The 10,887-nt window shown below is 69.6% G+C and carries 10 protein-coding genes; 2 read left to right on the top strand and 8 right to left on the bottom strand.

Translation table 11 applies throughout. The annotated features are described in order from the left end of the window. Window positions 1-147: 147 nt before the first annotated feature. Complete coding sequence (locus ACFY8O_RS00835; protein WP_387899496.1) at window positions 148-1,359, bottom strand: glycoside hydrolase family 64 protein; 1,212 nt, start codon at window positions 1,357-1,359, stop codon at window positions 148-150. Window positions 1,360-2,020: 661 nt separating this feature from the next. Between ACFY8O_RS00835 and ACFY8O_RS00830 the strand changes: the two genes are divergently transcribed. Then, window positions 2,021-3,604, top strand: a complete 1,584-nt coding sequence (locus ACFY8O_RS00830; RefSeq protein ID WP_387897536.1) for an acyl-CoA carboxylase subunit beta — start codon at window positions 2,021-2,023, stop codon at window positions 3,602-3,604. A gap of 66 nt (window positions 3,605-3,670) precedes the next feature. Continuing rightward, on the top strand, window positions 3,671-3,874 hold the full coding sequence (locus ACFY8O_RS00825; RefSeq protein ID WP_145810916.1) for an acyl-CoA carboxylase subunit epsilon: 204 nt from the start codon (window positions 3,671-3,673) through the stop codon (window positions 3,872-3,874). Between the two features lie 105 nt (window positions 3,875-3,979). On the opposite strand, the gene ACFY8O_RS00820 is transcribed toward ACFY8O_RS00825, so the two are convergent. The 7 genes from ACFY8O_RS00820 to ACFY8O_RS00790 all read right to left on the bottom strand — a co-directional run bounded on the left by ACFY8O_RS00820 (window position 3,980) and on the right by ACFY8O_RS00790 (window position 10,884). Then, window positions 3,980-4,561: a GTP-binding protein gene (locus tag ACFY8O_RS00820; protein WP_014048542.1), complete on the bottom strand. Its 582-nt coding sequence runs from the start codon at window positions 4,559-4,561 to the stop codon at window positions 3,980-3,982. Beyond that, window positions 4,542-5,240: a DUF742 domain-containing protein gene (locus ACFY8O_RS00815; RefSeq protein WP_387897533.1), complete on the bottom strand. Its 699-nt coding sequence runs from the start codon at window positions 5,238-5,240 to the stop codon at window positions 4,542-4,544. Before ACFY8O_RS00815 ends, ACFY8O_RS00820 begins: the two co-directional genes overlap by 20 nt. An 89-nt stretch (window positions 5,241-5,329) precedes the next feature. Next, entirely contained in the window at window positions 5,330-5,743 is a 414-nt protein-coding gene (locus ACFY8O_RS00810) for a roadblock/LC7 domain-containing protein (RefSeq protein WP_006127847.1), read from the bottom strand. A 10-nt stretch (window positions 5,744-5,753) separates the two neighbouring features. Continuing rightward, window positions 5,754-9,017: a sensor histidine kinase gene (locus ACFY8O_RS00805; protein ID WP_387897531.1), complete on the bottom strand. Its 3,264-nt coding sequence runs from the start codon at window positions 9,015-9,017 to the stop codon at window positions 5,754-5,756. 349 nt (window positions 9,018-9,366) lie between these two features. Then, window positions 9,367-9,948, bottom strand: coding sequence for a GTP-binding protein (locus ACFY8O_RS00800; RefSeq protein WP_145810910.1), 582 nt, complete (start codon window positions 9,946-9,948; stop codon window positions 9,367-9,369). Then, window positions 9,929-10,336: a DUF742 domain-containing protein gene (locus tag ACFY8O_RS00795; protein ID WP_003966010.1), complete on the bottom strand. Its 408-nt coding sequence runs from the start codon at window positions 10,334-10,336 to the stop codon at window positions 9,929-9,931. Before ACFY8O_RS00795 ends, ACFY8O_RS00800 begins: the two co-directional genes overlap by 20 nt. 134 nt (window positions 10,337-10,470) lie before the next feature. Beyond that, on the bottom strand, window positions 10,471-10,884 hold the full coding sequence (locus tag ACFY8O_RS00790; protein WP_006127850.1) for a roadblock/LC7 domain-containing protein: 414 nt from the start codon (window positions 10,882-10,884) through the stop codon (window positions 10,471-10,473). Window positions 10,885-10,887: the final 3 nt, after the last annotated feature.

Below are 10,887 nucleotides of genomic sequence, written 5' to 3'. Positions count from 1 at the left end.
GGTGGGGGGGCGTGGTTTTACCGCTTCCCGCGCCGGCACCGGGCTGGGGGGGGGGGCGCGTAAAGGGGGGGCCCCCCCCCGGGGGCGGGGGGGGGGGCGCCCCCGCCCCTCGGCGCAGCCGCGCCGAGGGGCGGGTCACGGTGAGCGTCAGGAGCCGACGCTCACCGTGAAGCGGCGGGGGTTGCCGTCGTGCGCGGCCCCCGAGACGTCCGGCTCGCCGTCCGGGCGTACGTCGTCGTAGGGGAACGCGTAACCGATGGGGGAGTTCGCGTGGACGACACGGGACCAGTGGTTCGTCACGGCGCCCTTGTAGTAGTCCGCCACCGAGGTGCCGTTGGGCTGCTGCGGGTGGCTGAGCATGATCGAGCGGTTGAAGCCCGCCGCGATCCTGGCCAGCAGCGCCTTCTTGTCGTCGGAGTCGGCCGGGTTGTTCGTGAAGGGACCGTGGTTGCAGGTGAAGATGTCCTTCGACGTCGGCTTGACGAAGGTGTGCCCGCCCTCGAAGGTCAGCGTGTCCCCGCTGACCCGGCCCGCCAGTGTCCCCCGTCCGCCCTGGAGGTCGATCCGCAGGTCGGTGGAGCGGTACTTCTCCCAGACCTCGTCGATCTGTGCGGTGAACAGGTCCCTGAACGGCATCTCCGCGGGCCGGTCGAAGAACGGCGCCATCAGGTTCTGCGGCGACACGACCCGCAGGACCTGACCGTCCTGGCCGCGGGTGATCAGCTTGTCCCAGGGCTGCCCGTCCGCCGCGGCCTGGGCCGTGAGGTCGTCCGCGATGCGCTGGACCGCGCCGTCCGGGAGCGGGGCCACGGTGTGGGTGGAGTCGCCCTCCAGGGTCAGGCCGATCGGCAGCGCCGTCACGAGGTCGACGTAGCTGATGTTCGCGTACAGCTGCTGAGGGTTGAACGTGAACTCGCAGAACGACCAGGTCCGGCCGTAGTTCGGGTCGGCCGGGGTCGCGAAGGCGGGCTCGACCAGCGAAGGGCCCGGGTTGAGGTAGAAGTCCAGCTTGCCGTCGCGCACGAAGTAGACCCGCGCCCCGTACATCTGCGGGAGGGTCAGTACGACGGGGCCGGCGCCCGCGCCCTTGAGCGGGATGGCGCAGTCCACCGGGAGCGGGGTCTGCGGGGCGCCGGGGGAATCGGGGCGGTAGACGCTGCCGTCGGCGCGCAGGAGCACCCAGCGGTCGGTGCCCTGCTCGTGGCCGGTGACGTACGCGTGCACGGTCCCGGGCAGCGACGTGTTCTCCAGTGCCAGTTCGCACGTGGCGGGGGCGGCGGAGGTGCGCGGGCTTAGGGCGCTGCCCCAGAGGGGATAGCTGAGCGCGGTCGCGGAGGCGGCGGCGCCCGTCAGGAACATTCTGCGAGAAATCACGAAGGAACTCCCGGAGTGTGGGGGTCGCAGACAGGGGCATGGGGGGTGGCGCGGGGGGTGTGGAACGGTGGGGCCGTCTGCGGTGCGCAACACTCTCGCGATGCCTCTCGCCACCGTCAAGAGTTATGACTGAGAGCGCTCTCAAAGGCGCCCTGTTCTTCACAACTCGACGCCACGGGACGGTTTTTGGCCACGTGCGGTGGACCGTCGTGCGCGCGGAGTGAGCGGGGCCGCCGATGCGGGTGCTCCGCAGGCTCCCCGGGGGCCGCTGCGGTCCGCCCGGGGCGGCCGTGCATGCTGGGAGGGCGACCGGCTCACCCTCCTGGGCGAGGAGTGTGGACGGCGCTCGGCTGTCGCCGGTGAGGGCGAGGGCGTACGCCCGGCGCGTGAGCCGAGGTCCGGGCGCCCCCGCCATTGAGGTCTGCCCGGTACCCCGCCCCGGTGGCTCCGCGGCGTGGCGCGCGACGGGGTGTGTGGCCGAGGCCACATGGGGTGCTTTGTGGGGGATCTACAACCCGGAAGCCTCGTGAGCTGGCAGATGGGATACCCGGAGCCCCGGTTCTGTCGGGTGCCACCAGGAAACCGGGCAGGAGACTGTCCGGAGTGAACGGCAGGAAATCCTGGGTCGGGTTCGTAGGGTCGACGCATGACCGTTGTGGACGAAATCCCGGGCGAGCCCAGCGACACGCGTGGGCGGGTGGCCGAACTGCTGGCTCTGCGTGAGCGGGCCCGGCGTGGACCGAGCGAGCGGGCGACCGAGGCGCAGCACGCCAAGGGCAAGCTGACGGCGCGCGAGCGTATCGGGCTGCTGCTGGACGAGGGGTCGTTCAAGGAGGTCGAGCAGTTGCGCCGGCACCGGGCGACCGGCTTCGGCCTGGAGGCGAAGAGGCCGTACACCGACGGGGTGATCACCGGCTGGGGCACGGTCGAGGGCCGGACGGTGTTCGTCTACGCGCACGACTTCCGGATCTTCGGCGGGGCGCTGGGCGAGGCCCATGCCACGAAGATCCACAAGATCATGGACATGGCCATCTCGGCGGGCGCCCCGCTGGTGTCGCTGAACGACGGTGCCGGGGCCCGTATCCAGGAGGGTGTCAGCGCGCTCGCCGGTTACGGCGGGATCTTCCAGCGCAACACCCGGGCCTCGGGTGTGATCCCGCAGATCAGTGTGATGCTCGGCCCGTGCGCGGGTGGCGCGGCCTACAGCCCGGCGCTGACGGACTTCGTGTTCATGGTCCGTGAGACTTCGCAGATGTTCATCACCGGGCCGGACGTCGTCAAGGCGGTCACCGGTGAGGAGATCACCCAGAACGGCCTCGGCGGCGCGGACGTGCACGCCGAGACCTCGGGCGTGGCGCACTTCGCGTACGACGACGAGGAGACCTGCATCGCCGAGGTCCGCTACCTCATCGGGATGCTGCCCTCCAACAACCGCGAGAACCCGCCCGTGGTGCCGAGCGACGACCCGGCCGACCGGCGCGGCGACGTCCTGCTGGACCTGGTCCCGGCCGACGGCAACCGCCCCTACGACATGCACAAGGTCATCGAGGAGCTCGTCGACGACGGCGACTTCCTGGAGGTCCACGAGCGCTGGGCCCGCAACATCGTCTGCGCACTGGCCCGGCTCGACGGCCAGGTCGTCGGCATCGTGGCCAACCAGCCGCAGGCACTGGCGGGTGTCCTGGACATCGAGGCGTCCGAGAAGGCCGCGCGGTTCGTCCAGATGTGTGACGCGTTCAACATCCCCATCGTCACTCTCCTGGACGTACCCGGCTTCCTGCCCGGCGTCGACCAGGAGCACGGTGGGATCATCCGGCACGGTGCGAAGCTGCTCTACGCGTACTGCAACGCCACCGTGCCCAGGATCTCCCTGATCCTGCGCAAGGCCTACGGCGGTGCCTACATCGTCATGGACAGCCAGTCCATCGGCGCCGACCTGACCTACGCGTGGCCCACCAACGAGATCGCGGTCATGGGCGCCGAAGGCGCCGCCAACGTCATCTTCCGCCGTCAGATCGCCGACGCCGAGGACCCCGAGGCCATGCGGGCCCGCATGGTCAAGGAGTACAAGGCCGAGCTGATGCACCCCTACTACGCGGCCGAGCGCGGCCTGGTCGACGACGTCATCGACCCCGCCGAGACGCGCGAGGTACTCATCGCCTCGCTCGCGATGCTCCGCAACAAGCACGCCGACCTGCCGTCCCGCAAGCACGGCAACCCCCCGCAGTAGCCGCGGTCCGCGGGCGGCGACCCCGCCCGCGCCCCGCGCCCCTCTGCCCAGAAGACGGAGACATCCATGAGCGTCACCCCCGCCGACTCGGTCCTGCGCGTCGAGAAGGGCCAGGCCGGCCCCGAAGAGCTCGCCGCCATCACCGCGGTCCTGCTCGCCCGCGCGTCCGCCCAGCCCGACGCCCCGGCCGGCCGAGGCCGCAGCACCGCCGGGTGGCGCCGGCTGGAGCGCACCCCCGGTTTCCGTGCCCCGCACAGCTGGCAGGGCTGAAAAGGGCCGCTGAGGCCCCTCCACGGCCCTGCGGGCCCCGTTGCACGGCGAAGGCCCCGTACTCCCAGGAGTACGGGGCCTTCGCCGTGCAACGGGCGGCGGAGGTCAGCGCAGCCGGGCCATCAGCGCGTGCTCGACCAGCGTGATGAGCGCGCTCTTGGCGTCCGCGCGGTGCCGGGCGTCCGTGGTGAGGATCGGGGTGTCCGGGCCGATCTGGAGTGCTTCGCGTACTTCGTCGGGGGTGTAGGGCTGGTGTCCGTCGAAGCCGTTGAGGGCGATGACGAAGGGGAGGCCGCTGTTCTCGAAGTAGTCGACGGCGGGGAAGCAGTCGGCGAGGCGGCGGGTGTCGACGAGGACGACGGCGCCGATGGCGCCGCGGACCAGGTCGTCCCACATGAACCAGAAGCGGTCCTGTCCGGGGGTGCCGAACAGGTAGAGGATCAGGTCCTGGTCCAGGGTGATGCGTCCGAAGTCCATGGCCACGGTGGTCGTGGTCTTGTCCCCGGTGTGGGTCAGGTCGTCGATGCCCGCGGACGCGGACGTCATCACGGCTTCGGTGCGCAGCGGATTGATCTCCGAGACGGCACCGACAAACGTGGTCTTACCCACGCCGAAGCCCCCTGCCACCACGATCTTCGCCGAGGTAGTGGAGCGGGCCGCTCCGCCGCTAGAGCTTGCGAAGTCCACTGAGCACCCTTTCGAGCAGTGTCACATCTGGCTGGCCGCCGGCGGTCTCGTCGCCGCCGGGCTGATGGATAGCGACGAGTCCGGCCTCGGCCAGGTCGGCGACGAGGATCCGGGCAACGCCGAGCGGGATCGAGAGAAGGGCCGAAACCTCGGCGACCGACTTGATCTCGATGCAGAGCCGGCAGATCCGCTGGTGCTCGGGCAACTGCCCTTGCAGCCTGGACGGATCGGCCGTGGTGCTGACCAGAGCCTCGATGGCGAGCTGGTAGCGCGGCCGGGTCCGGCCGCCGGTCATGGCGTACGGGCGCACCAGCGGATTGTGCCCCGCGGGCTTCGCCGGTGCCGGAGCCTGCCGCTGGACCGGCTGGATGCGCGACGGAGGCGCCTCGTACCGCTGCTGCGGCTGCTGTTCGTGCTGCGGCTGCTGGTACTGAGGCTGCTGGTACGGCTGTTGCTGCGGCTGCTGCTGCGGCCACCCGGAACCGGGCTGCTGGGGCTGCTGCTGCCACTCACCGCCCTGCGGGCCCTGATGGGGCTGGTAGGGCTGGTACGGCTGGTAGGGCTGCTCGTGCGAACCCTGTCTGCCGGGCGTGGAGGGGGCGTCGAAACGGTTGTCACCCTGCTCACCCGGAACCCGCTGACCGCCCTCGTACGGGTGTCCGCCTGTGGGTGCTGCCACGTTTCCTCCTCCGACTGCCGGTCGCCATCCCAGTGGTGCCGCGCCACCGCACCTTATGGCGCGGTGACGAGAAACGCACTGTCTGTCTATTAGTTAAGAAGACTTCCCTGGAGTTCGGCGCGGAGATCCGGCGTGAGGACACTTCCCGCACGGTCCACGAGAAGTGCCATTTCGTACCCAACCAGGCCGATATCGGCGTCCGGGTGGGCGAGGACAGCGAGTGAGGATCCGTCGGAGATGGACATGATGAAGAGGAATCCTCGCTCCATCTCCACAACGGTCTGATTCACGGCGCCGCCTTCGAAGATCCGGGAGGCACCCGCGGTGAGCGACGTCAGACCGGAGGCGACAGCCGCCAGCTGATCGGCGCGGTCCCGCGGGAAACCTTCGGACATTGCCAGCAGGAGTCCGTCGGCGGAGACCACCACCGTGTGCGACACCCCAGGGGTGTTGTCCACGAAGTTGGTGATCAACCAGTTCAGATTCTGCGCCGCCTGGCTCATCGGGCTCACACTAACGCTCCTGGTTGTAGGTATTACTTGTGTCCGACCCCGCGGTACGTCCCCGAAGGACACCACGGCGCAGGTTGCTCAACCTGCCCCGCACGTCCTCCGGAGCGCGGGAGACCTGTGGGCCGCCCTGCTGGGTCTGCTCCGCCGTCCCCTCGACCAGGTTGGCCTTGGGCACGCGCCGGGGGAGCCCCGACGGCGTGATTCCACCCGCCTTGGGGTCCTTGAGCTTCTCGGCCCGCTCCCAGCGCTCGTCGTTCGCCGAGCGCCAGTCCGCGGGGCTCTCCCCGTCCGCGGGCTCCGTCTGCTGATCCGCCTGCGGCTGTTCCGGCTGAGGCCGCTGCCGCTGCGCCGGCGCGGCAGGCTGATCGTTTCCGCGCCCGGTGGGCTGCCAGTGCTGCTGTCCGGCACCCCGGCGGGGCAGCCCCGCGTCGGTCAGGTCGTGACCGGGACTGGGGGTGGGCCCCGGACGCTCGAAGCCTACGCGCTCCTGCGTCTCGGCGGGAGCGCTCGGAACAGATTCCGCTACCGGCTGCGCCTGGGTCTCGTAGGCGCCCTGGTAAGAGCCCTGACCTGCCCACTCGCCCTGGTGGGACTGGTTGCCCTGCTGTGCGTACGGGTCGGCGAACTGCTCCTGCCGAGCTTCCGGAGTGCCGTATTCAGCTTCCGCATAACCGTTCTGCTGCGGCTCCTGGTAGCCGTTCCCGGCGGTGTACGGCTCGTAGCCGGCGTCGTAACCGGGCTGGGTGTACCCCTGCTGTTCCTGGCCGTACTGCGCGGGGGCGTACGGTTCCTGACCGTGCTGGCCGGGGGCGTACTGCTCCTGGCCGTGCTGCGTCTGGCCGTACTGCTCCTGCGTGAACTGCTCCTGGGCGTAGGCCTCCTGCTGCCCGGCGCCGTTGTCCTGGAACGCGGGACGCTCGCCGCCGGTCTGTGCCTCGAGCGCGGCGCGCCGCTCCTCACGCATCAGCGACCGGTTGACCGGGTCGAGCTGCGGGGAGTCCGCCGCCGGTATCTCGTACCGGGAGTCGTCGAAGCCGAGCTCCGCGGCCGTGCGCATCGGTGTCTGCTGCGACATCGGCTCGAAGGCCTGCGGCTGCTGCTGCTCCGGGATGATCGAGGAGACCGTGAAGTCGCTCTCCTGGGCCGTCTCGCCGCCACCACCGTGGGTGATGGCGTCCGGCAGCATGACCAGCGACGTGGTGCCCGCCTGTTCGCCCGAGGGGCGCAGCTGGACCCGGATGCCGTGCCGGTCGGCCAGCCGGCCGACCACGAAGAGACCCATGCGCTGGGACACCGCGGCGTCCACGGTCGGCGGGTTCGCGAGCTTGTGGTTGATGTCCGCGAAGTCCTCGGCGGTGAGGCCGATGCCCTTGTCGTGGATCTCGACCATGACGCGGCCGTCGGGCAGCCGGGTCGCGGTGACGCGGACCTTGGTCTGCGGCGAGGAGAAGGTGGTGGCGTTCTCCAGCAGCTCGGCCAGCAGGTGCACGAGGTCGGTCACGGCCTGGCCGTGGATCTCGCTCTCCGGCACACCCGTGAGCTCGATGCGCTCGTAGGACTCCACCTCGGAGGAGGCGGCCCGCAGCACGTCGACCAGCGGAACCGGCTGGTTCCAGCGGCGGCCCGGCTCCTCACCGGCGAGGACGAGGAGGTTCTCGCCGTTGCGGCGCATACGCGTGGCCAGGTGGTCCAGCTTGAAGAGGCTCTCCAGCTGGTCCGGGTCGGCCTCGTTGTTCTCCAGGTCGGTGATGAGGGTCAGCTGACCCTCGATGAGCGACTGGTTGCGGCGCGAGAGGTTGGTGAAGATCGCGTTGACGTTGCCCCGCAGCATGGCCTGCTCGGCGGCGAGCCGGACGGCCTCGCGGTGCACCTGGTCGAAGGCGCGGGCGACCTCGCCGATCTCGTCCTGGCTGTTGATCGGGATCGGCTGGACCCGGGTGTCCACCCGGCCCGGCTCGGTCCGCGACAGCTGGTCGACCAGCATCGGCAGGCGCTGCTCGGCGATGCCGAAGGCGGCCGTACGCAGCTGGCGCATCGAGCGGCTCATCTGGCGGGCCATGAGCCCGGCGATGACGAAGGCGGCGAGCAGCGCGACGATGACGATCGCGGCGTTGAGGATGGCGTCGTTGCGGGCGTCCGTCGAGATCTCCGCAGCCTCGGTCACGGCCTTGTCCACGAGCTCGTTCTCGACCGTGGTGTAACCGTCGAACTTCGCGGTGGCCGCGGCCATCCAGGTCTCGGGGGTGATGCCCTTGGCCTTCAGCTGGGCCGGGCTCCTGCCCTGACCGATCTGCTGGGCCATGCCGTCGAAGACCGAGCCCTCGACGCTCGGCGGCTCCACGAAGGGCTCCCCGGCGGCGGTGGCCTTCTCCTTGGCGGCCTTCAACTGCTCGGCACCCTCGGCGGCCTTGTCGGCCATGACTTCCTTGAGCCGCGCGGAGTCGGCCTCCGTACCGCCGGAGACGAACTCACCGAGGGCGATCTGCTCCAGGTAGTTGTACGAGCTGAACGCCGTGACCTGGCCGTTGAACTTGCGCTGTTCCTGGCTCGGGCGCACCAGCAGGTGCATGCCGATCGAGCGCTGGAGGGACGCGGCGGCCTTGGAGAGCTCGATCGCGTACACGGTGCGGCCGTAGCTGGTGATGTTGCCCGTACCCAGGCCGAGCTCGTTGGAGAACTCCATCAGCGAGTGCTGGACCTTGGTGTAGCCCTCTTCGGTCTTCACCGGGTCCATCGCCTCGGCGTAGGCGGCCTTGCGCAGCTCCGGGAGGAGGGGCTCCTCCACCTCGAACAGCTTCAGGCGGCGGTGCAGGCCTTCTTTGTCCGGCATTTTCTGCACGGCGGCGTCGAACTTCGCGGCGGCGTCGTCCGTGGTGGCGCGGACCTGCTCCACCTCGGCGGCGGTGCGCTTGTTGGACAGCAGCGGCTGGGCGGTGAGGTCACGCTCGTTCAGCAGCGCCTGTCCGTAGGCCGCGGCGGCGCGGACGACCAGAGCGGTCTTCTCGGCGTCCTGCGCCTCGTTCCAGGTGTCGACCGACCCCTTCACCTGGAAGCCGCCCATGACGAGGCCGACCAGTGCGGGGATCAGGAGAATCGCGTTCAGCCGGGTGGGCACCCGCCAGTTGCGCGGTGACAGCCGGCTGGTGCTGCCACTGGCAGGCTCCGCCTCGGACGACGTGTCCGCAGGCGACACCGCAGCGCGCGGCGGAGGGGTGAAGTTGCCCCGCTCCGGCTGGGCCGCGGAGCCCTCGTTGCTTCGCCTCACTCGACCAACAACCTCTCGGCGTCGGCACCTACGTTGTGCCGGATTATCGTTCAGGGGCCGTACTACTGGGTAGTTCGAGGCATTGCAGCATGCGGAGCGGTCGCGTTCCAAACAGTCGGAATGCGCGATTCGGACCGGGCCGGGCTCACGATAAAACGGGCATAAAGAGCGAGCCCCGCCAAAAGGCGAGGCTCAGGTGAGCGCAGCGGTACCGGCCGTGCGCGTCGGGTATCGGCGGGGACGCAATTCTCTGTCGAAATGTTATGAACGCGGGGGCGGAGCGTGTCAAAGGACACAGGCCGCCCCCGCGTGACTACAGCAAGTCCCGTAGATCACTCCCGCATTGCGGCTACTTCAGCCGGGCCATCAGCGCGTGCTCGACCAGCGTGATCAGACCGCTCTTGGCGTCCGCGCGGTGCCGGGCGTCCGTCGTGATGATCGGGGCGTCGGGGCCGATCTGGAGTGCTTCGCGTACTTCGTCGGGGGTGTAGGGCTGGTGTCCGTCGAAGCCGTTGAGGGCGATGACGAAGGGGAGGCCGCTGTTCTCGAAGTAGTCGACGGCGGGGAAGCAGTCGGCGAGGCGGCGGGTGTCGACGAGGACGACGGCGCCGATGGCGCCGCGGACCAGGTCGTCCCACATGAACCAGAAGCGGTCCTGTCCGGGGGTGCCGAACAGGTAGAGGATCAGGTCCTGGTCCAGGGTGATGCGTCCGAAGTCCATGGCCACGGTGGTCGTGGTCTTGTCCCCGGTGTGGGTCAGGTCGTCGATGCCCGCGGACGCGGACGTCATCACGGCTTCGGTGCGCAGCGGATTGATCTCCGAGACGGCACCGACGAACGTGGTCTTACCCACGCCGAAGCCCCCTGCCACGACGATCTTCGCCGAGGTGGTCGCGCGGGGCGTACCGTCGCTAGAGCTTGCGAAGTCCACTGAGCACCCTTTCGAGCAGTGTCACATCCGGCGCGCCGCCGGCCTCTCCGTTGCCCGGCTGGTGGATGGCCACCATGCCGGCTTCCGCCAGGTCCGCCACAAGGATCCGGGCCACACCCAGCGGCATGGACAGCAGGGCCGAGACCTCGGCCACCGACTTGACCTCACGGCACAGGTGGCAGATCCGCTGGTGCTCGGGGAGCAGGGTCCCGAGGTGGGCGGGGTCCGCTGTGGTGCTGACCAGAGCCTCTATCGCGAGCTGGTAGCGCGGCCGGGTCCGGCCACCGGTCATGGCATACGGACGGACCAGCGGCTGGTCGCCTTCACCGTCGTACGACGCGTGGTGCAGTGCGCCGTACGGATCGGGTGAGGCGGGTGGCGGGGTCATAAATCCTCCGGGCGTGACAGCAGGATGTCGGCTTGCCGTCTGAAGGTGGCCGGTGAGGGGCTGTGGCGGCCGGATGGGTGAGGGTTTTGAGTAGTACCTGGGGTGATCGTGTCAGGTGTCTGCCGCATGGCCGATCAGTGGAGCAGACTTCCTTGTAGTTCGGCGCGGAGGTCAGGGGTGAGGACCGTTCCCGCCCGGTCGACGAGAAGCGCCATCTCGTACCCGACCAGACCGATGTCCGCGTCGGGGTGGGCGAGGACCGCGAGCGACGAGCCGTCGGAGATGGACATGAGGAAGAGGAATCCCCTCTCCATCTCCACGACCGTCTGACTCACGGCGCCGCCTTCGAAGATCCGGGAGGCACCTGCCGTCAGCGACGTCAGACCGGAGGCCACGGCCGCCAGCTGATCGGCGCGGTCGCGGGGGAAGCCTTCGGACATCGCCAGCAGCAGGCCATCCGCGGAGACCACCACCGTGTGGGACACCCCAGGGGTGTTGTCCACGAAGTTGGTGATCAGCCAGTTCAGATTCTGCGCGGCCTGACTCATGGG

Origin of the sequence: Streptomyces argenteolus (assembly GCF_042902585.1) — a bacterium.
Taxonomy (GTDB): domain Bacteria; phylum Actinomycetota; class Actinomycetes; order Streptomycetales; family Streptomycetaceae; genus Streptomyces; species Streptomyces argenteolus.
This window is presented reverse-complemented; position numbering and strand designations above follow the sequence as displayed.

Bases quoted from the DNA above. Each gene is read 5' to 3' on its own strand.
- ACFY8O_RS00825 (WP_145810916.1), top strand. From the start codon at position 3,671: ATGAGCGTCACCCCCGCCGACTCGGTCCTGCGCGTCGAGAAGGGCCAG.
- ACFY8O_RS00830 (WP_387897536.1), top strand. From the start codon at position 2,021: ATGACCGTTGTGGACGAAATCCCGGGCGAGCCCAGCGACACGCGTGGG.
- ACFY8O_RS00790 (WP_006127850.1), bottom strand. From the start codon at position 10,884: ATGAGTCAGGCCGCGCAGAATCTGAACTGGCTGATCACCAACTTCGTG.
- ACFY8O_RS00835 (WP_387899496.1), bottom strand. From the start codon at position 1,359: ATGTTCCTGACGGGCGCCGCCGCCTCCGCGACCGCGCTCAGCTATCCC.
- ACFY8O_RS00810 (WP_006127847.1), bottom strand. From the start codon at position 5,743: ATGAGCCAGGCGGCGCAGAATCTGAACTGGTTGATCACCAACTTCGTG.
- ACFY8O_RS00795 (WP_003966010.1), bottom strand. From the start codon at position 10,336: ATGACCCCGCCACCCGCCTCACCCGATCCGTACGGCGCACTGCACCAC.